Source organism: Bradyrhizobium sp. SZCCHNR1098, assembly GCF_032489375.1.
In the GTDB taxonomy this organism is placed as follows: Bacteria; Pseudomonadota; Alphaproteobacteria; order Rhizobiales; family Xanthobacteraceae; genus Bradyrhizobium.
In genome coordinates, this window is sequence record NZ_JAUEXY010000009.1 from 230,688 (window position 1) to 253,826 (window position 23,139).

General features: G+C 65.1%; 21 protein-coding genes. 12 read left to right on the forward strand and 9 right to left on the reverse strand.

Features of this window, described 5'->3' with window-relative positions; translation table 11 throughout:
- Window positions 1-270: 270 nt before the first annotated feature.
- From QX135_RS20535 to QX135_RS20545, 3 genes are read right to left on the reverse strand one after another with little or no spacing between them, the layout of a single operon-like run.
- Window positions 271-720 carry a YbhB/YbcL family Raf kinase inhibitor-like protein gene (locus QX135_RS20535; RefSeq protein ID WP_315798184.1) on the reverse strand — a complete coding sequence of 150 codons (450 nt, stop codon included), beginning with the start codon at window positions 718-720 and terminating at the stop codon, window positions 271-273.
- 9 nt (window positions 721-729) lie between these two features.
- Window positions 730-1,395, reverse strand: coding sequence for a dienelactone hydrolase family protein (locus QX135_RS20540; RefSeq protein ID WP_316179779.1), 666 nt, complete (start codon window positions 1,393-1,395; stop codon window positions 730-732).
- A gap of 23 nt (window positions 1,396-1,418) precedes the next feature.
- A complete protein-coding gene (locus QX135_RS20545; RefSeq protein ID WP_315733835.1) occupies window positions 1,419-1,847 on the reverse strand; it encodes a DUF2267 domain-containing protein in 429 nt (142 codons plus the stop codon).
- 228 nt (window positions 1,848-2,075) lie between these two features.
- On the opposite strand from QX135_RS20545, the gene QX135_RS20550 reads away from it, so the two are divergent.
- Window positions 2,076-2,642, forward strand: coding sequence for an HPF/RaiA family ribosome-associated protein (locus QX135_RS20550; RefSeq protein ID WP_315778083.1), 567 nt, complete (start codon window positions 2,076-2,078; stop codon window positions 2,640-2,642).
- An 82-nt stretch (window positions 2,643-2,724) separates the two neighbouring features.
- Window positions 2,725-3,702 (forward strand): ribose-phosphate diphosphokinase, encoded by a 978-nt coding sequence (locus QX135_RS20555; protein WP_315733831.1) that lies wholly within the window; start codon window positions 2,725-2,727, stop codon window positions 3,700-3,702.
- A gap of 15 nt (window positions 3,703-3,717) precedes the next feature.
- Here QX135_RS20555 and QX135_RS20560 read toward each other — a convergent pair whose 3' ends face one another.
- Window positions 3,718-4,785, reverse strand: coding sequence for a hypothetical protein (locus QX135_RS20560; protein WP_316179776.1), 1,068 nt, complete (start codon window positions 4,783-4,785; stop codon window positions 3,718-3,720).
- Between the two features lie 101 nt (window positions 4,786-4,886).
- Between QX135_RS20560 and QX135_RS20565 the strand changes: the two genes are divergently transcribed.
- The 3 genes from QX135_RS20565 (at window position 4,887) to QX135_RS20575 (ending at window position 7,377) form a co-directional block, all read left to right on the forward strand.
- The gene (locus QX135_RS20565) at window positions 4,887-5,552 is read left to right on the forward strand and encodes a phosphoribosyltransferase (RefSeq protein WP_315733827.1); all 666 of its coding nucleotides are present in this window, start codon (window positions 4,887-4,889) and stop codon (window positions 5,550-5,552) included.
- 14 nt (window positions 5,553-5,566) lie between these two features.
- On the forward strand, window positions 5,567-6,904 hold the full coding sequence (locus QX135_RS20570) for a nicotinate phosphoribosyltransferase (protein WP_316179775.1): 1,338 nt from the start codon (window positions 5,567-5,569) through the stop codon (window positions 6,902-6,904).
- Window positions 6,905-6,981: 77 nt separating this feature from the next.
- Window positions 6,982-7,377 (forward strand): helix-hairpin-helix domain-containing protein, encoded by a 396-nt coding sequence (locus QX135_RS20575; protein ID WP_316179773.1) that lies wholly within the window; start codon window positions 6,982-6,984, stop codon window positions 7,375-7,377.
- Between the two features lie 164 nt (window positions 7,378-7,541).
- On the opposite strand, the gene QX135_RS20580 is transcribed toward QX135_RS20575, so the two are convergent.
- Window positions 7,542-8,879, reverse strand: coding sequence for an MFS transporter (locus QX135_RS20580; RefSeq protein ID WP_316179771.1), 1,338 nt, complete (start codon window positions 8,877-8,879; stop codon window positions 7,542-7,544).
- Window positions 8,880-9,322: 443 nt separating this feature from the next.
- Between QX135_RS20580 and QX135_RS20585 the strand changes: the two genes are divergently transcribed.
- Window positions 9,323-10,348 carry a histone deacetylase family protein gene (locus QX135_RS20585; protein WP_315785474.1) on the forward strand — a complete coding sequence of 342 codons (1,026 nt, stop codon included), beginning with the start codon at window positions 9,323-9,325 and terminating at the stop codon, window positions 10,346-10,348.
- Window positions 10,349-10,572: 224 nt separating this feature from the next.
- Window positions 10,573-12,006: a lysophospholipase gene (locus QX135_RS20590; protein ID WP_316179770.1), complete on the forward strand. Its 1,434-nt coding sequence runs from the start codon at window positions 10,573-10,575 to the stop codon at window positions 12,004-12,006.
- Between the two features lie 13 nt (window positions 12,007-12,019).
- Here QX135_RS20590 and ppsA read toward each other — a convergent pair whose 3' ends face one another.
- Window positions 12,020-14,473 (reverse strand): phosphoenolpyruvate synthase, encoded by a 2,454-nt coding sequence (ppsA, locus tag QX135_RS20595; RefSeq protein WP_316179768.1) that lies wholly within the window; start codon window positions 14,471-14,473, stop codon window positions 12,020-12,022.
- Window positions 14,474-14,647: 174 nt separating this feature from the next.
- Here ppsA and QX135_RS20600 point away from each other — a divergent pair, with 174 nt between their 5' ends.
- Window positions 14,648-15,775, forward strand: a complete 1,128-nt coding sequence (locus tag QX135_RS20600; RefSeq protein ID WP_316179766.1) for an SbmA/BacA-like family transporter — start codon at window positions 14,648-14,650, stop codon at window positions 15,773-15,775.
- Here the strand turns inward: QX135_RS20600 and QX135_RS20605 are convergent.
- The 3 genes from QX135_RS20605 to QX135_RS20615 are packed head-to-tail and all read right to left on the reverse strand — an operon-like array spanning window position 15,735 to window position 19,007.
- A complete protein-coding gene (locus QX135_RS20605) occupies window positions 15,735-16,673 on the reverse strand; it encodes a 1-phosphofructokinase family hexose kinase (protein WP_315785479.1) in 939 nt (312 codons plus the stop codon). The two genes, QX135_RS20600 and QX135_RS20605, sit on opposite strands and share 41 nt — an antisense overlap.
- Window positions 16,674-16,679: 6 nt before the next feature.
- Window positions 16,680-17,660 (reverse strand): glucokinase, encoded by a 981-nt coding sequence (glk, locus tag QX135_RS20610; RefSeq protein ID WP_316179764.1) that lies wholly within the window; start codon window positions 17,658-17,660, stop codon window positions 16,680-16,682.
- Window positions 17,661-17,663: 3 nt separating this feature from the next.
- Complete coding sequence (locus QX135_RS20615) at window positions 17,664-19,007, reverse strand: GH1 family beta-glucosidase (protein WP_315785601.1); 1,344 nt, start codon at window positions 19,005-19,007, stop codon at window positions 17,664-17,666.
- Window positions 19,008-19,220: 213 nt separating this feature from the next.
- Here QX135_RS20615 and QX135_RS20620 point away from each other — a divergent pair, with 213 nt between their 5' ends.
- Genes QX135_RS20620 through QX135_RS20635 form a run of 4 tightly spaced genes read left to right on the forward strand, consistent with a single transcriptional unit; the run spans window position 19,221 to window position 23,108 of the window.
- The gene (locus tag QX135_RS20620; RefSeq protein ID WP_315778097.1) at window positions 19,221-20,171 is read left to right on the forward strand and encodes an ABC transporter permease; all 951 of its coding nucleotides are present in this window, start codon (window positions 19,221-19,223) and stop codon (window positions 20,169-20,171) included.
- Between the two features lie 8 nt (window positions 20,172-20,179).
- Complete coding sequence (locus QX135_RS20625) at window positions 20,180-21,052, forward strand: ABC transporter permease (protein WP_410052043.1); 873 nt, start codon at window positions 20,180-20,182, stop codon at window positions 21,050-21,052.
- Window positions 21,049-22,059, forward strand: a complete 1,011-nt coding sequence (locus QX135_RS20630) for an ABC transporter ATP-binding protein (protein ID WP_315813143.1) — start codon at window positions 21,049-21,051, stop codon at window positions 22,057-22,059. The genes QX135_RS20625 and QX135_RS20630 overlap by 4 nt, the downstream gene beginning before the upstream one ends.
- Window positions 22,056-23,108, forward strand: a complete 1,053-nt coding sequence (locus QX135_RS20635) for an oligopeptide/dipeptide ABC transporter ATP-binding protein (RefSeq protein WP_316179761.1) — start codon at window positions 22,056-22,058, stop codon at window positions 23,106-23,108. Before QX135_RS20630 ends, QX135_RS20635 begins: the two co-directional genes overlap by 4 nt.
- Window positions 23,109-23,139 lie beyond the last annotated feature (31 nt).

The following is a 23,139-nucleotide window of genomic DNA, read 5'->3' on the forward strand; positions in this document are numbered from 1 at the left end:
ATCATCACTGACGCCGGCACGTGCGATCGCACCTACAGCCTTCCCGTCCATATCGCAGGTGGACATGTGCTGTCCGGAGGAATGGCCGAGGTTGCTGGCAGTGTCCCTCGCAGCGGTGATCCCAGTCTCGCTGGTCCATCATTCGGTTCAGACGATGAGTGTCCTTTCGCCTACTTCATCTTTGGGTTCAGTCGAGAGTCCGCTAAACCATTGTGGGCGCAAGTTCCAGGCACATTGGGCCGGTCGTGACGATCGGCGTCTCGCACGCGACTATCTATGATACAGGCCGACCAGAGTGGCCTCGGCAAGGGTGACCTTGCGCGCCTCGCGTTCGACGTCGCGGCACGAAGCATTCGCCCGTAGATTCAGATGATCCGCCGAGAGCGCAAGGAGCCGGAAATGATAGTGGTGGACGCCACGTCCCGGCGGAGGACACGGTCCTCCATAGCCAATCTTCCGGAAATCGTTGGCGGCCTGCTTCAGCCCGGGCTTCTGTGCTGCGCCATCCACAAGGCCGGTTTGCGTGGGTGGGATGTCGTAGACCGCCCAATGATGCCAGGTGCCGCTTGGGGCATCGGGATCGTCACAGAGCAGGACATAACTGCGGGTTCCCTCGGGTGCGTTGGCCCACTGCAGGTGCGGGGACAGGTTTTCGCCGTCGCAGGTGAAGCGTCGCGGAATAGTCGATCGGTCGACAAAAGCGCCGGACAGGAGTTCCATGGTTCTCTCCTAGCTTGAGGTGGGGACAGGCGCTGGTGTGCGCAGATATCGCTCGAACCACTGGCTGGCATGGTCGATGACGGTGTTCATTGCGCCCGGCTCTGGAAACAGGTGCGTCGCGCCGGGAATGATTTCCAGTTCCGTTGGCCCGCCAAGCCGGGTGAGCGCCTCCTCGTTCAGCTCGATCACGCCGGAGTCGGCGCCGCCCACGATCAGCAGGGTTGGCGCATGGACATGAGGCAAGGCCTCGCCAGCCAAATCCGGACGGCCGCCGCGGGAGACTACGGCGGCAATTCGATGAGGCAATTGAGCCGCGGCAACAAGGGCGGCCGCGGCGCCGGTGCTGGCGCCGAACAATCCAACCGGGAGGCCGGCAATCGCCGGTTTAAGGCCTTGAAGCCAGTCGATGGCTGCGACCAGCCGCTTTCCAAGCATTCCGATATTGAAAACGTTCGAGCGGTCATGCTCTTCTTGCTGTGTGAGAAGATCGAATAGCAGCGTCGCAAAGCCGCGCTCATTCAGCCCCTGCGCGACCGCAATGTTCCGGATACTGAATCGGCTTGAGCCGCTGCCGTGTGCAAAGACGACCAGGCCGCGTGCATTTTCCGGCAGGGTCAGCGTTCCTGCCAGCCCGAATGGCGGAATGCGAACGTCGAACGTTTGATCGATCTTCATGACGCATCCGCAGCCCTTCTGGATCAGCCCTGGAGGTTTCTGAGTTGGGCCGGAAGATGGGCCATCAATTTCTCGAATTCGCCGGGATCCAGCTTTTCCCATAGCACTTCGTAGATTCCACGCGCGGCCGTGAGGGGATCGATGGGAAATTGCGGCGGAAGCTCTCGGCCAACATGCGCTACAAATTCGTCGATGTGCCGCTCCTTGGTCGGAGTCGCCGCCATATGCCAGCCCTCGTAGTAGATGCCGCGCACGATGATCGGTAGCTGCGCGCCGAGCTTGGCTGCGACCTCCGGCGGCAGACGGTCGCGCAGCGCGTGCAGGACGGCTCGCAACGCATTGTAGGCATGGTGGCGGCTTTCCAGGGCCAACTGCTCATCGATCGCTTTGAGCCAAACATTGGTTTCCTGAACCGAATGATCCAATGCAGTCACACCCGTTGTTGTGCTCATGGTCTCGCTCCCAGGACAGAGACAGATGGTCAATTAGTCGCAGCCTGTCCTCGGCCTGCTTTGACCTGCCGCAAAGTTCCCCGAAGGAGGGCAACAAAATGAGCGCCGCCGGGCGTTCTGGACCGGCGGCGAGTTACCTGGTTGAGGGCGTCGGGCCGGGTTGATTTCGCGCAAGGCCGTGCGCGGGCGGCGTGCTCAGATCGGTCGCCTTTTCTGAGGAGCAAGATCATGCAAACCCCGGCTCAAATCGAATTCGAGAATCTGACGCCGTCTCCTGAGCTGCAAGCTGCGATCAGCCAGCACATTTCCGAGCTGGAAAAGCGCTTCGGTCGAGCGACCGCAGGTCGCGTCATCGTGCGAGGCCCAGGCGAGCGTCACAAGACGGGCGGTCAGTACCAGGTAAACATCCGGCTCGTTCTTCCCGACGGGCGCGAAGTCAACGTGGGCCGGACGCCCAAGGAGGATGAAAGGTATGCCGACCCGACCTTTGCAGTGGACGACGCTTTCAAGCGGGCGCGGCGGCAACTGCAGGATCAGGTGCTTGTGATGCACCGCGAGACGAAGCACCACCAAGGAGAGCCGGTTGGCACCGTGCTACGGATCGATCCTAGCGGCGAATTCGGGTTCCTCGAGGCGGACGACGGCCACGAGGTTTATTTCAATTGCAACAGTGTTCTGGAAGGCCGCGCGAACATCGCCGTCGGCGCGCGTGTCGGCTATGTCGAGGAGCTCGGAGAAAAGGGGCCTCAGGCCAGCACGGTCAGGCTCCTGAGCAAACACGGCATGCGGACGTAGGTGGTTCCTCATCTCAATTGGTGGTGTGCTCACAATGGACAGTAGCTGGACGCCTCGTACCGCACGGACGCGGAGCGATCGGTTGCGCCTTTTTGCCTTGAATGGCAGCACGGAGCTGGGCGAGCGGATTGCGTCCTCATTGGGCTGCAAGCTGGCGGCCCACGAAGAGCGCAGCTTTGAAGACGGCGAGCACAAGGTCCGGCCACTCGATACGGTTGCCGGGTGCGATGTCTTTGTCGTTCACAGTCTTCATGGAGGTCCGATTGAGAGTCCGAACGACAAGCTTTGTCGTCTGTTGTTCATGATCGGCGCACTGAAAGACGCAGGTGCCACGAGCGTGACCGCAGTCACGCCATATCTTTGCTACGCGCGAAAGGATCGCAGAACGAAAGAGAATGACCCCGTGACGATCCGTTACCTGGCGTCGTTGTTCGAGGCGGTCGGCACGGCCAGGATGGTGACGCTCGATGTGCATAACGAGGCTGCCTTCGAGAATGCATTCCGCTGTCCTTCGATTGCACTCACCACGGCGCCGCTGCTGATCGGAAGGATAAAATCAATCGCCGGCGACAGGCCGATCAGCGTCGTCTCTCCCGATCTCGGTGGTGGCAAGCGGGCCGATCTGTTGCGGGAGGCATTGCAAAAGGCCTTGCAGAGACCCATAGGCAAGGCCTTCGTCGAGAAACATCGCAGCTCCGGCCGGGTGTCCGGCGACCTCTTTGCCGGCGACGTGGCTGATGCGTTCTGCGTCGTCGTCGACGATCTCATCAGCAGTGGCGGAACCCTGGTGCGTGCGGCGAAAGCGGCGCGCGCGCACGGCGCAGGAAGTGTCATTGCGTGCGTCGCTCACGGCCTGTTCATGCCGGGGGCGGAAACGGCACTTGCGGACGCGTCTATCGATCACATTATCGCGACGGACACCGTTCCGCCGTTTCGGCTGCGCCCGGGTCCGGTTCTTGCCAAGCTTGAGGTGATCTCGGCGGCTCCGCTGCTGGCAGAAGCCATCAGACGGCTGCATCAGAACGAGTCGCTGGCCGATTTGATGATGTATCAGGCCTGACGAAGCTTTGCTCGATCATCGGGCGAGCAGCCGTTCTAGCCGCTTTGCATCGGCTTCGGCCAGGGCGAGATAGTGGTGCGCGACGCGAGGCCATTTTTCCGGCGTGCGCGGCTGGGCATCGAGCAAATGCGCGATGGACAAGCGCGCCCGTAGCATCGCGCGACCAACTCGATAAAACAGGAATACGCCGCTTGCCGGATCATCGTGCAGCGTGCGTGCCAGCCCTTGTCGGATCGTGTCGCCGAACCATCGGCTGCCAAGCCGTTCGCATTCCAGGTGCAGAAACGCGATCTCGTCCAGTGCATCGCTGGCCCGCAAACGCGAATTGAACTCGAGACAGTCGATGATCGGATGGGCAGGCGTGAGCCAGATGTGCTCTGGTCTCAGGTCGCCGTGACCATCGACGATAAGCCTTTGCGAGACCCGATCGATGAGGATCCGGGCGTTCTGCTTGAGAAATCGTCGTTGAACGGATGCAACGCGCAAGATCGTGCCGTGCGGCAGGGCGAAGCGTCGATTCAGCAGGACTTGCAAATCGAGGACGGCGGCTTCGTACAACGAAGCCAAATAGGTCTCTGGGTCGATCAGGACCCGCGAAGCATGCGAATAGAACCCGGCGAGAACCGCTGCGAGCTGGTCGGCATCGGTCTGGCGAGCCGTGCCGTTGCGCAGCATGGCCTCGAGCGTTTCGTCCTCGTTCAGTCGGCGCATGACGACGAGCCAGTCAGCCACCGGACCGGAGCCGCCGATCGCGTACCCCGAAGCAGTCTCGGTCAGCGGAACGACGCCGAGATAGACGTCGGGTGCCAGCCGGTGGTTGAGGCTGGCTTCTGCCAGGCAGGCCGTCCTGCGGCGAGCCAGAGTCGAAAAATCGAGATAGGCAAAACGGACCGGCTTCTTGAGCTTGTAGACCCGCCCGCCATTCATGAAGACCCAGGACATGTGGGTCTCGCGCGTCTGAAGGCGGTCGGGAACGGGAGTGTAGCCCTCGGGGCGGCTCAGGAATGCGACCTTGCCGGAAAGGGCAGAAACGCTGACGTTCTCGGCACCGTCCGTCGTGAGCTCGTTCTGGCGGTCCAGCATGACAATCACTTGCCAAACGAAGACCGAGACAGTTTGACACCGATCAACGATCCCGGGCGCCGGAGCAATAATCTGGCAAAAATTCAAGCGGATCTGCGGACATGTTGTTTCAGGACCGGGAAGACGCCGGCCGTCAGCTGGCAAAAACCTTGCTGAAGTACAAGAGCCGCCATCCCGTGATTCTGGCGTTGCCTCGCGGCGGCGTTCCCGTGGCCGCTGAGGTGGCCGAACGGTTGGAAGCGCCGCTCGATCTGGTTCTGGTGCGCAAGATCGGCGCGCCCATGCAGCCGGAGCTCGCGATCGGGGCGGTGGTGGACGGAGACGATCCGATCATTGTTCGCAATCAGGACGTCATCGATCTGACCGGCGTGAGCGAGAAGACGTTCGACGCCATCTGCGCCGGTGAGCTTGCCGAGATCGACAGGCGGCGCGAACTTTATCTTGGCGGTCGCCTGCGGTCCGACGTCAAAGGGCAGGTCGCGATCATCGTCGACGACGGCATTGCGACGGGGGCGACGACGCTCGCAGCGATCCGCGCGCTGCGAAGGCGAGAGCCGAAGGAGTTGGTCCTAGCCGTCCCGGTCGCGCCGCTCGAGACCTTGCAGCGGTTGCACACGGAGGTCGATGCAGTCGTTTGCCTGGACACGCCGCGAGACTTTGGCGCGATCGGCTACTATTATCGTGACTTCGGCCAAGTCAGCGATGACGAGGTCATCGCAACCTTAAAGCGGTTCCCGGCGAAGACGACGACGACACCGGCCTCCTGATCTCGGGGTTGCTCATGAATACGTCGTCAAGCGCGCTCCTGACGGACCTGTACCAACTGAACATGGTGCAGGCGTATCTGGAAGCGGGCCAGACGCAGACCGCCGTCTTCGAATTCTTCGTCCGGAAGCTGCCGCCCCAGCGCAACTTCCTGGTGGCGGCCGGTCTGGAGCAGGCGCTCGAGTTCCTGCGAGGTCTGCGCTTTTCCGACGACGAACTGAGCTGGCTGGTACGAAGCGGCCGGTTCAGCGCGAGCCTGATCCGTTATATCGCGGATTTCCGCTTCAGCGGTGACGTCCACGCCATGCCGGAGGGCACGGTATTTTTCGCCAACGAACCTATCCTCCGCGTCACGGCGCCTCTCCCCGAGGCTCAGCTCGTCGAGACCCGCTTGATCAATCTGTTGCATTTCCAGTCGCTGATCGCGTCCAAGGCCGCCCGCATGGCGCTGCTCGCGCCGAACAAGCTGTTGGTCGATTTCGGGCTGCGCCGGGCTCATGGCGCGGAAGCCGGTCTTTTGGCAGCCCGCGCCAGCTATATCGGGGGCTTTGCCGGGACTGCGACCGTTCTCGCCGAGAAATGCTTTGGAATCCCTTCCTATGGCACGATGGCGCATTCGTTCGTCCAATCGTTCGATGACGAGACGGCAGCGTTTGAAGCTTTTGCGCGGGCAATACCGAAGGATCTCGTGCTGTTGATCGACACCTACGACACGGAGATGGCGGCCAGAAAGGTGGTGGCCTTGGCTCCCCGGCTGCGGGCCCTTGGCATTTCCATCCGTGGAGTACGGATCGACAGTGGTGACCTGGTGGCGCTCTCGAGAAGCGTCCGGCGGATCCTTGATGAGGGCGATCTCGAGGACGTGACCATTTTCGTCAGCGGCGGCATCGACGAAGAAGCACTGTTTTCCTTTGCTTGCGAAGCCGCCCCCATCGACGGTGTCGGGATCGGCACCAGCCTGGCGACATCCTCCGATGCCCCCGCCCTCGACTGCGCCTATAAGCTACAAGAGTATGCAGGCACGCCGCGGCGAAAGCGTTCGACCGGCAAAGCGACTTGGCCGGGCCGCAAGCAGGTGTGGCGTCGCTATGATCCCGACGGCCACATGGCATCCGACGTGCTCTCGACGGAAGATGATGTCCGAGAGGGAGAGGCCCTGATCGTCCCTGTCTTGCAACAAGGGCGTCCGGTCACGCATCAGCCCTCGCTCCAGGATATCCGCGCCTACGCCCGGACTCAATTGGGGCGACTGCCGAGAGCTCTTGAGGGACTCCAGGTCGGCTCGTCCTATCCGGTCCATGTGGCGGCACGGCTCCGAGAATTGGCCGCTGCTGTCGACTTGAAGACGAAGTAGGTTGCTGCGGCTAATTCTCGTCATCGGTATCAAGAGCGGAACGCCCGGTGTGCGCCTAGAAGGCGTGGAGAGCGCCTATGCCGGTTCAGAATGCCGAAATTGCCAAGATGTTCGACCAGGCCGCGGAGCTCCTGGAGATCAAGGGCCGTTCTCGCGCGTATCGTAACGCAGCCCGCCTGATCGAGTGCCTGCCCAAGAGCATCACCGGCCTGCTGAAGGCAGGCGAGGATCTCTCCGAGCTACCTGGGATCGGCAAGGACCTCGCGGGCAAGATCGAGGCCATCGTAGCGGCCTTGCCGTGTTTCCTTTGGTGCTGCTCTGGTTCGGAGGTCCGATCGTCTGGACTGCCCTGCGAACTGGGCGGCTGCTTGGTCGTGGCGCCGTCTACGATCGTGACGTGCAGCCCAAGATGTACTTTTTTGGCTTGGTGTTCTGGCTTTGCATATTTCTCGTTGTGGCAGGGAATAGCGTAATAGTGCTCATGCATGTCGACGATTGGCTGTTCAATTGAACGCCACCTGCGCCATTCCACCGCGCTATCGCGCTTCGCCCTGGAATGGCAGCGAGGGGCCGACAAAAAAACGGCGGCCGGGGGGCCGCCGTTGGAGTCGAGACCACGCGAAGCGCGGCGTGGTGCTCAGGAGGTTCGGAGCTGGACGCGCTGGATGTTGCCGACGATCAGCAAGTAGGCACACGCCGCGACCAGGGCGTTGAGGCCGACGAACACCAGCGCGCCGTTGAACGAGCCGGTGGCCGACAGGATGTAGCCGATCACGATCGGGGTGGTGATGCTGGAGAGGTTGCCGAAGGTGTTGAACAGGCCGCCGGAGATGCCGCCGGCTTCCTTCGGCGAGGTGTCGGAGACGACCGCCCAGCCGAGCGCGCCGATGCCCTTGCCGAAGAAGGCCAGCGCCATCAGGCCGACCACCAGCGCCTGGACGTCGACATAGTTGCAGCCGATGATCGCCATCGACAGCAGCATGCCGCCGACGATCGGGATCTTGCGGGCGAGCGTCAGCGATCCCGTCTTGCGCAGGATGGCGTCAGAGATGAAACCGCCGAGCACGCCGCCGATGAAGCCGCACAGCGCCGGCAGGGTGGCGATGAAGCCGGCCTGCAGGATCGACAGGCCGCGCTCCTTGACCAGATAGACCGGGAACCAGGTCAGGAAGAAATAGGTCAGCGTGTTGATGCAGTACTGGCCGATATAGACGCCGAGCATCATGCGGTTCGACAGCAACTGTCCGATGTGCGACCAGGTCGGACCACCGGAGGCGGCCTTGGCATCTTTCGCGCCCTCCATGTCGACCAGCGCGCCGCCGTCCTTGATGTAGTCGAGCTCGGCCTGGTTGACGCTCGCGTGCTCCTTCGGTCCGTACATGGTCCTGATCCAGATCAGGCCCATGAGGATGCCGAGCGCGCCCATCACGGTGAAGACGTGGCGCCAGCCGAACGCGTGCGCGATCCAGCCCATCAGCGGCGCGAAGATCACGGTCGCGAAATACTGCCCCGAGTTGAAGAAGGCCGACGCCGTGCCGCGTTCGCTGCTCGGAAACCAGGCGGCGACGATGCGGGCATTGGCCGGGAAGCTCGGTGCCTCGGCGAGACCGACCATGAAGCGCAGCGTGAACAGCGCGGTGACGGCGGCGGCGCCGGAGAAGAAGCCGATCCAGCCCTGCATCATGGTGAAGATCGACCAGATCACGATGCTGCAGGCATAGACCCAGCGCGAACCGAAGCGATCGAGCAGCCAGCCGCCCGGCACCTGCGCGAGCACATAGGACCAGCCGAAGGCGGAGAACACATAGCCCATCGCCACGGGATCGAGATGCAGCTCCTTGGACAGCGAAGGTCCTGCGATCGACAAGGTCGCGCGGTCGGCATAGTTCACGGTCGTGACCAGGAACAGCATGGTCACGATAAGCAGCCGCACGCGCGATCGGCGCAGTTCGGCCGTGGTTACGATTGCGCTCATGCGCGCCACCTCTCTTGTCACGTTCCTCGAGAACTGTCCTAGAGGAGAGGGAGGGCCGCGGTCCAAACCGAAGCCTGTATCGATCGATCCAAATTTTGGATCAATCCCGGGGTCTCCATGCCGGGCAAAGGCTTCTCTCCTGACCATACGCGCAGGAGCCGATCAGGATTGCCCGTCGAGTTTTTCAGATTTCGTGGCGCATTCCGACGGCCGTCGCGGCAACCGCCAGCATGGCGGGCGGATCTCTCCTCACATCCACCGCGCCTCACGCGCCGGATCGCCTGGATCCCGGCAAATTCGCTGCCGACAAGATGCGAAGCGCAGCGGTCCGTTCCGCCGGTTGGAAGCCGCCCACGGACCAATGGACGTACGAGCCATCTGTGCTTGTATCGGCTGCTACTGCGTGCACAATCGTCGGTGCAAGCGAACAGGAGCCATTGCGCGTGAAGGCCGTCTACACCGAGCTGCATCGCAGCCATGATCCGCAATTCTATCTGGTGCGCGGTGTCGTCAAGCGCACCACCGAGCAGCCCGAGCGGGCGGATCGTCTGCTTGCGGGATTGAAGGCCGGCCATCACGAGTTGGTCGCGCCGATTCATTTCGGCCAGGAAGCTCGCGCGCGCGTGCACAGTCCAGAATACCTCAGTTTCCTGGAAGAGGCATGGGACGCGTGGGCCGCGCTCGGCGATGCCGGTGCGGAGATGATTCCGAACATCCATCCCGTTCGCAATGCCGCCACCTATCCGACGCACATCGTCGGGCGGCTGGGCTGGCACACGACCGATACCTCGGCGCCGATCGGGCCGGGGACGTGGGAAGGCGCCTGCGCCGCGACCGACGTGGCTGCGACCGCGGCGCAACTGCTGCTCGATGGCGAGGATGCGGCGTATGCGCTGTGCCGGCCGCCGGGCCACCATGCCTATCGGGACATGGCCTCGGGCTTCTGCTTCATGAACAACTCCGCCATTGCAGCCGCGCATCTGCGTCAGCGCCACGAGCGGGTCGCCATCCTCGACGTCGACGTCCACCACGGCAACGGCACGCAGGGCATCTTCTACGAGCGGCCCGACGTGCTCACCATCTCGATCCACGCCGACCCCACGCATTACTACCCATTCGTCTGGGGCTATGCGCATGAGCGCGGCGCAGGCGCGGGCCTTGGCGCCAACCTCAACATTCCGCTGCCGCTGAAGAGCGGCGACGACACCTATCTCAAGGCGTTCGAGACCGCGGCCAAGACGATCCATGCGTTCGCGCCCGGCGCGCTCGTGGTCGCGCTCGGTCTCGATGCCTCCGAGCACGATCCGCTCAAGGGGCTCTCCGTGACGACGCCGGGTTTCCGCCGCATCGGCGGCGCGATCGCGCGGCTCGGCCTGCCCACGGTGTTCGTGCAGGAGGGGGGCTACCTCTCGGACATTCTCGGCCAGAACCTGACCGCAGTGCTCGGAGGTTTCGAAGCGGCGCGGTAAGCCTTCATCTCCTCCTCGTGATCTCTTCCTGGTGTGCGCCGAGAACGGCATCGCAAATCATTCGCATGGCTACGCTTGACGTGCGGAGGCGAGCCGCGACGCGGACGCTTCAGGCTCGACAGTGCGGGCGACTGTTCGAAACATTCAGGTCCGATTGCTGCACCATTTAACAAGTGCTAGGCTTTGCGAACTACCCTCGGCTGTAGTCGGCTCGGAGGGACGTGATGAAGCGGCGAATGATCGGCCTGGATACCCCGGTCGCGGGACCCGAAGAGGCGTTGGCCCGGCCGATGGCCAAACTGACCGGGCCGGAGCTCGGCTCTGCAGCCTTGGCCGGCCGGCCATCCCGCCGAAGGCTGCTGGCCTCAGCCGGCCTCGGCCTCGGCGCTGCGGCCGTATCGTTCTCAGCCGGCCCGGCGATCGCGCAACCACGTGACGGCGCAAGCCTCGGCCGGCCGGTGCGCGTCAGCAAGGACCGGCTCGATGCGCTCGCAGCGAAGCTCCACGCCGTCTTCAATGAGCACAATATCTTGCCGCCATTCTCGGCCGAGAAGCACGGGGCGCGGGTCGACGTCGAACTGCGCCGGCTGACGACCTACACGCGCGTCCCCGAGACCGGTGAGCGCGTCAAGGTCAGCGGCCTGCTCGCGCTGCCCGCCGATCACAAGGGCGCACTGCCGGTCGTGTCGTGGCAGCACGGCACCATCCTGTCGTTCGATCAGGTCCCGTCCAATCTCGTCAGACTGGCCGATCCGAACTACGAACCGCGCGACAATGTCGATTCGATCGAGACGCTGTTCAACGTCCAGCGCCTGGTCGGCAACGGCTTTGCATTGATCGCGGCCGACTATCTCGGCAAGGGACCGTATCGCCAGGGGCGAGGCGAGGCCTATGCGGTGAAGGACGCGACCGTGCAGTGCTGCCTGGACGTGCTGAACGCGGGCCTGCTCGCGCTCGATCATCTCGGCCTGCGAAAGACCGGGCTGTTCCTGAACGGCTGGTCGCAGGGTGCCTTGAACACGCAATGGCTGGGCCAGGAGCTGCAGCGGCGGCGCGTCGCGGTGGCGGCGAGCGCAACGCAAAGTCCGTTCAATAATCTTGCGGATTCGATGCGCTATTGGGTGTCGGCCGAACCGGGCAGCGCGTCGACTGACAGCAGCTATCCGAAGCAGCCGATTTGGATCACGCCGTGCGTCATCGTCCTCCTGGGCAGCTATCGCCAGTATTACCGGCTCGGCGACCTGTTCAAGACCGCGATCAAGCCGCAACACCTCGCGCTGGCCGAGAAATACTGGGCCGACTACAGCATGGACGAGACGTTCAGCAAGTCGGTGCCGCAGCCCTCGGACCTGCTGGTCGACGGCTTCTTCGAGCGCTTCACCCACGAGACCAACAGCCGCTTCCTCCGCCGCCTGGCCGGCAACAGCTCGACCTATTGGGATTATGACGCCCCGATGCGGTTCTACTACGGCCTTCTCGACGAGGCGCTGCCGCCGAGCCTGGTCAAGATGCCGCTGGCGGCCGACGGCCGCTTTGCGCAAGGCACAGCGGTCACCGGCGCCAGCCATCGCGGCACGTTCCTGGCAAGCCTCTATGGCGGCGGCGACGTCATGGGCGGCGCTTCGACCGTGCTGGACTTCTTCAAGACCAGCTCTTGAGCTTCGGCCATGATCAGCTCGCCAGCGCCTGCGGCGTGCGCGAGGCAAGCTCCCGCTCCGCAGTGCGGACGATCTCCATGGTGCGCACGACGCTCGCCGGATTGACGCTGATCGAATCGATACCGAGTTCGGCCAGATAGCGCGCCACTTCGGGATAGTTGGCCGGCGCCTCGCCGCAGATGCCGACATGGCGACGGTTGCGATGCGCGCCTTCGACCGCCATCCTCAGCATCGCCAGCATGCCGGGATCGCGCTCGTCGAAATCGAACGCGACGATGTCGGAATCGCGGTCGACGCCGAGCGTGAGCTGGGTGAGATCATTGGAGCCGATCGAGAAGCCGTCGAAATGTTTGGCGAACTCGTCGATCAGGATCACGTTGTTCGGGATCTCGCACATCATGTAGATCTCGAGCCCGTTCTCGCCACGCACCAAGCCGTGCCCGGCCATCGCCGCGATCACCTTGCGCGCCTCCTCGACGCGGCGGCAGAACGGGATCATGATCTTCAGATTGGCGAGCCCCATCGTGTCGCGCACGCGCTTCAACGCCGCGCATTCCAGCGCGAAGCCGGCGGCGTAGGCGGGATGCGCATAGCGCGAGGCGCCGCGGAAGCCGAGCATGGGGTTCTCTTCCTTCGGCTCGAAATCGGAGCCACCGATCAGGCTGGCATATTCGTTGGTCTTGAAGTCTGAGAGGCGCACGATCACCGGTCGTGGGTAGAACGCCGCGGCGATGGTGCCGACGCCTTCCGACAGCCGCTCGACGAAGAAGTCGGCGGGCTTCTTGTAGCGCGCAGTCAGGCGCTTGATCGTCGCGCGGTCCTTTGCCGCGGTCACCTTTGCGGGCGTCGCCAGCGCCATCGGGTGGATGCCGATCGCCTGGTTGATGATGAACTCCATGCGGGCGAGGCCGACGCCATCGTTCGGCAGCAGCGCGGTCTTGAAGGCCAGTTCGGGATTGCCGAGATTGACCATGATCTCCGTGCGCGGCTTCTCCAGGCTGTCGATCGCCAGGCGCTCGACATCGAACGGCAGTGCGCCGTCGTAGACATGGCCGGCATCGCCCTCCGCACAGCAGACGGTGACGGTCGTTCCGGTCTTCGCGCGCTTGCTGAAATCCTCCGTGCCGACCACGGCCGGCACGCCGAGCTCGCGGGCGATGATCGCGGCATGGCAGGTGCGGCCGCCATGATCGGTGACGATCGCCGCCGCGGTCTTCATCACCGGCTCCCAGTCCGGACTGGTCGATGCGGCGACCAGCACCTCGCCGGGGCGGAACGCGTTCAGATCCTTGGGAGTGCGGATCAGGCGGATCTTGCCGGTGGCGATCCTTTCGCCCACGGCGCGGCCGGTTGCCAGCGCCTTGCCGGTCTTCTTCAGAACGTAGGTCTCGATCGCCTCGGGCCGCCGCTGCGAGGCCACCGTCTCCGGCCGCGCCTGGATGATGTAGAGCGCGCCGTCGCGGCCGTCCTTGGCCCATTCGACGTCCATCGGTGTCGGCCTGCCGGCCTTCTGCGAGTAGTGCTCCTCGACGACGATGGTGGCCTGCGCGAGCTCCAGCACGTCGGCATCGCTGATGCAGAATTTCGCCCTGTCAGCCGGCGGCGTCGTCTCGGTGCGCGTCGTGGGGCCACGACTGCGCGCGCCGGGCTTTGCGCCGGCTTTGGCATAGACCATCCGTTTGTCCTTGGCGCCGAGCCGGCGCGACAGCACGCTGCGGAAGCCGGCCGCGAAGGTCGGCTTGTGGACGTAGAATTCGTCCGGATCGACCGTGCCCTGCACGATGGTCTCGCCGAGGCCGTAGACCCCGGTGATGAAGGCGACATCGCGAAAGCCGCTTTCGGTGTCGAGTGAGAACATCACGCCGCTCGCGGCGCGGTCCGAGCGCACCATCTTCATCACGGCGACCGACAACGCGACCTTGTCGTGGTCGAAGCCGTTGTCGATGCGGTAGGAGATCGCGCGGTCCGTATAGAGCGAGGCGAAACAGCGGCGGCACGCCTCGAACAGATCCTTCGCGCCGCGAATGTTGAGAAAGCTCTCGTGCTGGCCTGCGAAGCTCGCATTCGGCAGGTCCTCGGCGGTGGCCGAGCTGCGCACGGCAACCGCGACGCCGCGGCCATACTCCTGCTCCAACTGCTTGTAGGCCTCTGCGACCTCGTGGCGCAGGTCGTCACGGTCGGTCGCCGCGAACACGATCGCGCGGGCCTTCGCCGCGCGCTTGGCGAGGTCGGCAATGCGGCGCTTGTCGAGGCCGGCGAGCAGCTTCCGTAGCTCGTCGTCGGCTCCGGCCGCGCGCAGCGCATCGCGATAGGCGGCCGCCGTCAGTGCGAAGCCGTTGGGCACGCGCACGCCGTGCGACGCCAGCGCCGAATACAGCTCGCCGAGCGACGCCGTCTTGCCGCCGACGCCGGGCACGTCCTCGATGCGGAGATCCTTGAACCAGCGGATGTAGCTAGGTGCCGTCATCGGTCATCTCCCGCATCGCAGCGCGAACCTCAGTTTGTCGCGGCGGGCGGCGGCTGCCTTGCGCAAGATCAAGCAGGGCGCTCCGCGAGCTCCTTAAATCGCGGGATGACAACGGTTCCACCATAGGCGAGGATGTTTGCTAAAATCCATCGATCACCTCCATCCGGATCACCGATGATCTCCGACGACCAGAACGAGGACGGCAATCGCGAATGGTCGCGGTTTTGGCTCACGGCGCGGCAATTTTGGCTCGGATCGACGGCATGGCGGGTCTGGCTGCTCTGCGTCGCCCTGGTCGTCCTCGTGGTGCTCCAGCTCTACGTGCAGTTCCGCTTCAATTACTGGAACAGGGATTTCTTCGACGCGCTGGAGGGCCGCGATCCGACGCGGCTGCGGCAGCAGGCCGCCCTGCTCATTCCGCTTTGTCTGGCGAGCGTCGTGCTGGCGATCGTCTCGGTGTGGGGCCGCATGGTGATGCAACGCAGCTGGCGGCAATGGTTGAGCGCCAAGGTGATCAATTACTGGGTCGAGAACGACCGCTATGCGCGGCTCGCGACGGTGCAGGGCGATCTGAAGATTCCGGAGTATCGCATTGCCGAGGACGTCCGCATCGCCACCGATGCGCCGATCGACTTCGTGGTCAGTGTGATCTCCTCGCTGCTGACGGCGGTCGTGTTCGTCCAGGTGCTGTGGCAGGTCGGCGGATCCATCGGCTTCGTCGTGGGCGGGCAGCAGTTGTGGATTCCAGGCTACCTGGTGGTCAGCGTCGTCATCTATTCCGGGCTGGTGACCGGGGCCATGCTGTGGGTCGGTTCGCCGCTCACGCGCGTCATCCAGACCAAGAACCAGGCCGAGTCGGAGCTCATCACCGCGGCCCATCACTTGCGCGACATCGGCGAAGGCATCGCGCCCAAGCAGGAGGAACGCGGCGTCATTGCCGGGCTGTGGATGGCGCTCGACCGCACGATCCAGCAATGGAAGCGGCTGTGCTGGCAGCTGATGCGCAACACCCTGGTGTCTCATCTGAATACGCTGCTCGCGCCGATCATCGGCCTCGTGCTGTGCGCGCCGAAGTTCCTCGGCGATCAGATGACCCTGGGCGAACTCACCCAGGCAGCCGCTGCGTTCACGCTGGTGCAGGGGTCGTTCAATTGGATGGTGGACAATTTCAACCGCCTCGCCGAGTGGATGTCGTCGCTGGAGCGCGTCGGCGGGTTGCTGCTCTCGCTCGATCGGCTCAACGGTGATGCGGAGAGCGATGTCACGCCGTCTCGAGCCGCACGTCAGCCTGCAGACGGCTGACGTCGGCGGGATCGCACAGCGCGGTGCCGGTGCGCAGCAGCGCCGCAGCACCTGCGGCGACTGCAAAGCGAAACGCGTCGTCCAGCAACTCGCCAGCGGCGAGCTTCGCGACCAGCGCGCCGAGAAAGCTGTCGCCGGCGCCGACCGCGTTGACCGGCACCATCGTCAGCGGCTGAGCGCGCAGCACGCGGTCGCGGGTCACCAGCAGGGCGCCGAGATGACCCATGGTCAGCGCGACGGTGCCGGCCTTGCCGCTCGCGACCAGCGCGTGGGCGGCTTTCTCCCACGCCGCTGCATCGGGCAGCGTGCCGCCGGCCAGTTCTTGCATCTCGTGCAGCGACGGCTTCATCAGGTCGATGCCGCCGGCAACCGCCGCGGCCAAAGCTGGACCCGAGGTGTCGAGCACGAATTGCGCGCCGCGTGATCGTGCAAGCGTCGCAGCGCGCGCGTAGAAGTCGGTCGGGACGCCGCGCGGCAGGCTGCCGCTGCCGATGACGAAGCGGGGGAACGGATCCTGGGCTGCGAGCAAGGCAAGGCCGGCCTGCCATTCGGCCTCGGTCAGCGTCGGACCCGGCAGGATGAAGCGATAGGGCTGGCCGCTGACGCGCTCCTGGACGAAGAAGTCCTCACGCGTGTCCTCGGCCGTCGCCCAGGTGCGGCTGGCGACGCCTTCCTTCTCGACGAGCTGCTTCAGCAGCAGGCCGGTCGGACCGCCGACCGGATAGAGCGCGGTGACGTCGCCGCCGAGGCGGGCGATGACACGGGCGACGTTGATGCCGCCGCCGCCGGGATCTCGCTGTTGCGTCGTGCCGCGCAGCTTGGCCACCGGCACGATTTTCTCGACGGTCGTCGATACGTCGACGGCCGGGTTCGGCGTGATCGTGACGATGTCGCTCATTCGATCTCAGTTCGTCGGGGAGCCGCCGCTCGCGGTGATGCCGGCCTCGAAGAACGATTTGAGACCGAGGAAGCTGATGTCGGGCTTGGTGACGATGTGCACCGGGATCGGCCGCAGATAGCTGTCATAGCGTCCCTTGCTCTCGAACTGCCGGCGGAAATCGGATCGTGCAAAGTAGTCGGGAAACCGCGGCGGGATGCCGCCGGCGATGTAGACGCCGCCGCGGGCACAGAAGGTGAGCGTCAGGTTGCCGGCGACGGCGCCGAGCCAGGCGCAGAACATGTCGAGCGTGGCGCGGCTGGTGGCGCAGCCGCCGTCGAGCGCGGCGCTGGTGATGGCGGCGGCGTCGCGCTTCGGCACCGAGGCTCCGTCGACGGCCGCGATGGCATGATAGACGTTTTCGAGACCCCTGCCGGACAGCGCGCGCTCGATCGAGACATGGCCGAAGTGCTCGCGCATCTTGGCCAGCACTGCGGCCTCGCGCGCGGTGGTGGCCGGCAAGGTGGCGTGACCCGCCTCGGTGACGGCAACCGTGGGACGGCCGCCGCCCGGCAGATAGCAGGCCGCGCCAAACCCGGTGCCCGGGCCGATCACCAGCATCGGCGCGCCGGCGACCGCCGCGCTGCCGCCGAGCGGATACAGATCATCCGGCCGCAACGCCGGCAGCGACCAGCCGACGGCCTCGAAATCGTTCAGCAGCTTCGCCGAGCGGAGATTGAATTGCGCGGCCAGCTCGGCGCCGTCGATGGCCCAGGTGCTGTTGGTCAGCATGCCGCGATTGCGCTCGATCGGCCCGGCGATATCGAGCACGGCCGCGGAGGGGGCTCCGCCTTCTGCGTGCCGCGACAGGAACGCAGTAATCGCATCGGCAATGGTGGCGAAGTCCGCGACCTTCAGGTGTTCGACCTCGCCGACCACGCCATCGTCGAGCAGCGCGAAGCGCGCATTTGTGCCGCCGATATCGCCCAGAAGAACGCGATCGCTCATGCCTCAGTCTTCCGCCCGGTTGTACGGCCCGTCGGAGGTCCGGTGGGCCGCGATCATGTCCGCATACCATCGCGCAGACGCCTTGGGAATGCGACGCTGCGTGGTGTGGTCGACATAGACAATGCCGAAACGCTGCGAATAGCCCGCCCCCCATTCAAAATTATCCAGCAGCGACCACACGAAATAGCCGCGGACGTCGGCGCCTTCTTTCATCGCCTGTTCCATGGCGGCAGTGTAGGCCTTGAGATAGGCGATCCGGTCCACGTCATGAACCTGGCCATCATTGCCGAGGACGTCGGCAGCTGCGGTGCCGTTTTCAAGCACGTAGATCGGAAGCTGGAACCGCTGGTGGATATCCAGGAGCGTGTCGTGGAACGCACCGGGCACGACCGGCCAGCCGATCGCGCTGCGCGGCACGGTGTCGGGCGCCGGCCCGAAGCTCGCCCCGATCAGGTTGGTGTCAGCCCTCACGTAATGCGGCGAGTAGTGGTTGAGCCCGAACCAGTCGACGGGCCGTGCGATCTGCGCCATGTCGCCGGGCGCAACATATGGCGCGACGGCCTCCGCCAGCTCCGGCGGGTAGCTGGCAAACGCTTGCGGGAACGGGAAAGCGTCGTTCCAATAGGCTGCGAGCCGCAGCGCCGCTGCAGCGTCCGCCGGCTTGCTGGTGCAGGGATAGCAGGGCTGGCGGTTGTGGATCGCGCCGATCGAGGCGCCGGCGACGTCTTTGCGCAGCACGTCGACGGCGCGGCCATGGCTGAGATTGACGTGATGGATCGCCTTGTGCAGCGCCGTCTTGTCGGCCAAGCCAGGGGCATGCCAGCCGAGGCCGTAGCCGAACAGCGTGAACACGCAGGGCTCGTTGAAGGTGGCGAAGCGCTTGACCCGGTCGCCATAGCGCCGCGCGACCAGCGCGGTATAGTCGGCGAACCAGCCGGCGATGTCGCGGTTTTGCCAGCCGCCGAGCGCCTCCAGCGCCTGCGGCAGGTCCCAGTGGTAGAGACAGAGCCACGGCTCTATCTCAGCGGCAAGCAGGGCGTCGATCAGGCGGTCGTAGAAGGCGAGGCCGGCTTCGTTGGCCGCGCCGCGGCCTTGCGGCAGCACCCGCGGCCAGGAGATCGAGAAGCGATAGGCGTTGAGGCCGAGCTCTTGCATCAACGCCACGTCGCCGGCGTAGCGATGATAATGGTCGCATGCGGTCTCGGCCGTGTCGTTGGTCTTGGTGCGGCCCGGCGCGCGCAGAAAGACATCCCAGATGCTGTCGGCGCGGCCGTCGAGATGGGCTGCGCCCTCGATCTGGAAGGCCGAGGTCGAGGCACCCCAGAGAAAGCTCGGACGGATGGTCATGATCGAGAGGGGCCCTTGCGTTGTTGCGATCAGCCGCATGATGGCGGTCGCCGGCGCTCCGCCGTTGACTGGGATCAAGCCGACGATACCGTGGCCGGTGTGGCCTGCGAAGATGTCCTGCGCCGGGCAATGGCAATCATGCAGGCAACAGGCTTGCATCGGAGCCGAAAGCTGTGGAACGTGCGGCCGCCGAAAACTGGAGTCCCGGCGCGAATGAGCGTTTTTCTGCTGCGGCGCTGCCTGACCTTGCTGGCGACCCTCGTCGGCGCGTCGCTGATCATATTCCTGGTGCTCGACGCGCTCCCGGGCAACGCCGCCCAGATGCTGATGGGCGCGGATGCCTCGCCCGATGCGGTCAGGGCGCTGACGGTCAAGCTCGGGCTGGATCAGCCGCTGGCCTGGCGCTACCTGCACTGGATCGGCGGCATGCTGAGCGGCGATCTCGGCAACAGCTATGCCTATGGCACGCCGGTGGCCGAACTGATCCGCGAGCGGCTGGCGATGACGATTCCGCTCGCGATCCTGGCCATGGGACTCACGACCGTGCTGGCGCTCGCGGCCGGCATCTACACGGCCGCCAATCACAACCGCCTCGGCGATGTCGGCGTGATGTCCCTGACCCAGATCGGCATCGCCTTGCCGAACTTCTGGTTCGCGATCCTCCTGATCCTCCTGTTTGCGGTGAAGCTGCAATGGCTGTCGGCCGGCGGCTTCCCCGGCTGGGAGGACGGCATCTGGCCGGGGCTGCGCGCGCTGCTGTTGCCGGCTGTGGCGCTGGCGGTGGTGCAGGCCGCGATCCTGGCGCGGGTGACGCGCTCTGCGGTGCTCGACGTTCTGCGCGAGGATTTCGTCCGGACCGCGCGCGCCAAGGGCCTGACGAAGCGCGAGGTGCTGTGGCAGCACGTCTTGCGCAATGCGATGATCCCGGTGCTCACCGTGATGGGCCTGCAATTCGCAAACCTGCTGGCCGGCACCATCGTGATCGAGAACGTGTTCTATCTGCCGGGCCTGGGGCGTCTCATCTTCCAGTCGATCGCCAATCGCGATCTCATCGTCGTGCGCAATTGCGTCATGCTGCTGGCGGCGATGGTGATCGTCGTCAACTTCGTGGTCGACGTGCTGTATGCGGTGATCGATCCGCGCATCAAGGTGCACGAGCTGTGAGTTCGTCCGTGATCGTTCAAGCCGCAGCCGGCACGGCCCCCGCGCCAAGCGCGTTCTGGCGCCGCGCGCTGCGCCATCGCAGCTTCATCGTCGGCGCGCTGCTGTGTCTGCTGGTGCTCGGCGCTGCGCTGCTGTCGCTGGTGTGGACGCCGTGGTCGGCCTATGAGATCGACGTCGCCTCGAAGCTGCGGCCGCCGTCATCAGCGCATTGGCTCGGCACCGACGTGCTCGGCCGCGATATCGTCTCGCTGCTCTTGGTCGGCGCGCGAGCGACCATTCTGGTCGGCATCATCGCCGTCGGCATCGGTCTCACCTGCGGCGTCTGCCTCGGCCTGATCGCAGCCGCGCAGCGCGGCTGGACCGAGGAGCTGATCATGCGCTTCAGCGATTTCACCTTCGCCTTTCCGGCGGTGTTGTCGGCGATCATGCTGGCGGCTGTGATCGGCCCGGGCATGGTGACCTCGATCACCGCGATCGGCATCTTCCAGATCCCGGTGTTCGTGCGCGTCACTCGCGGCCAGGCCGGTGCTGTCTGGGCGCGCGAGTTCATCCTGGCGGCACGCGCTGCCGGCAAGGGCCGCTTCCGCATCACCATCGAGCACGTGCTGCCGAACATCCTGTCGGTCCTGATCGTGCAGGCGACGATCCAGTTTGCGCTGGCGATCCTGGCGGAGGCGGCGCTGTCTTATCTCGGCTTGGGCACCCAGCCGCCGCAGCCGTCCTGGGGGCGCATGCTGAACGACGCGCAGACCTTGCTGTTCCAGTCGCCGAGCCTCGCCGTGTACCCCGGCGCCGCCATCGCGCTCGCGGTGCTCGGCCTCAACCTGCTCGGCGACGGCCTGCGTGATCTGCTCGACCCTCGGCTGGCGAGGCAGCGATGATGGCGAGCGATCAACCTCTGCTCGATGTCAGCGGTCTCGGCATCCGGCTCAACACCAGCCGCGGCCCGGCGCAAGCGGTGCGCGAGGTGTCGTTCGCGCTCCGGCGCGGCGAGACCTTGGGCATCGTCGGCGAGTCCGGCTGCGGCAAGTCGATCACGGCGCTCGCTCTGCTCGGGCTTCTGCCTGACAGCGCTGTCGTCAGCGGCAGCATCAAGCTCGATGGCCGCGAGCTGGTCGGATTGCCCGATGCCGATTACTGCAAGCTGCGCGGCAACCGCATCAGCATGATCTTTCAGGAGCCGATGACCGCGCTCAACCCGATGCATACGATCGGCCACCAGGTGGCGGAGCCGCTGCTGCGACATACCGGCTGCTCGGCGACTGAAGCGAAACGCCAGGCGATCGCGCTGCTCGACCGCGTCGGTCTGCCGGACCCCACCCGACGCTACGACGCCTATCCGCACCAGTTTTCCGGCGGCCAGCGCCAGCGCGTCACCATCGCGATGGCGCTGGCCTGCAGGCCCGACGTGCTGATTGCCGACGAGCCGACCACCGCGCTCGACGTCACCATCCAGCGCCAGATCCTCGACCTCATCGCCGATCTCGTGGCGGAGCAGGGCATGGCGATGATCCTGATCTCGCATGATCTCGGCGTTATCGCCGAGAATGTGCAGCGTATGATCGTGATGTATGGCGGCACGGTGGTCGAGAGCGGCAGCACCGATGCGGTGTTCTCGCGCATGGGCCATCCCTACACGCAGGGCCTGTTCCGCGCGCGGCCGCGGCTCGGGGCCCGCAAGGGTACGCGGCTTGCGACCATCGCCGGTACCGTGCCGGAGCTCGCCGATCTGCCGGCCGGCTGTCCGTTCGCCGATCGCTGTGCGCTGGTCGTCGACGCCTGCCGCGCGGCGCTGCCGCCGGCGATCGAGATCGGCATCGGTCATGGCGTCCGTTGCATCCGGACCGATGTCGCGCTTGCGCGTGATCCGGTGGGAGTTGTCGCTTGAGCACGGCATCGCAAGGAGCTGGCGAGACGCCGCTGCTCGAGGTCAGGGATCTTGTGCAGCGCTATACGCTGCCGCGCGAGAGCCTGCTGCGGCCGCCGGGCCAGGTGCTCGCGCTCAACGGCGTGTCGCTGACGTTGATGCCGGGTAAGAGCCTCGGCATCGTCGGCGAGTCCGGCTCCGGCAAGTCGACCTTGGCGCGGCTGATCATGGCATTGGAGCGGCCGTCATCGGGATCGGTGCTGATGTCCGGGCGCGATCTCAACCGCCTCTCGGTGGATGAGCTGCGGCGGGCCCGTCGCGATTTCCAGATGGTGTTTCAGGACCCATATGGATCGCTCGATCCGCGCCAGATCATCGCGCGCATCGTCGCCGAGCCGCTGACCGCCTTGGAAAGCCCGGATCGCAACAGCCTGCGCACGCGCGTGGCAACGGTGCTGCGGCAGGTCGGATTGCGCGACGCCGACATGGACAAGTATCCGCACGAGTTCTCCGGCGGCCAGCGTCAGCGCATCGCGATCGCGCGGGCGCTGATCACGCAGCCGAAGCTGATCGTCGCCGACGAGCCCGTCAGCGCGCTCGACGTGTCGGTGCAGGCGCAGGTGCTCAATCTGATGCAGGACCTGCAGGAGCAGTTCGGCCTGAGCTACGTCCTGATCAGTCATGATCTGGCAGTCGTCGACTATCTCTGCGACGAGGTCGCCGTGATGTATCTCGGCCGCATCGTCGAGCGCGGACGGCCCGAGGATCTGTTCGGCCAGTGCGCGCACCCGTACACCCGGGCGCTGCTCGACGCCGTGCCGCGGGCGCAGGCCGGCGCGATCCGGCGCCGGCGCGAGAGCGTTGCGATCGCGTCGCAATCCCTCGGCGCGGCCGGATGCGCCTACGCGCCGCGCTGTCCACTCGCTGATGCCCAGTGCCGGGCGACGGCACCCTCCCTGCGGGCGCTCACGGGGCTGCACTCCGCTGCCTGCCACAAGGCGGAAAGCGTGATGGCGCTGCCGGTGCTCGTCGCTGCAGAACACCAGCCTCTTGTCTCGAAGCCGCTTTGACGCGTAACTTGGTTCCGTCCGGGAGAAACGA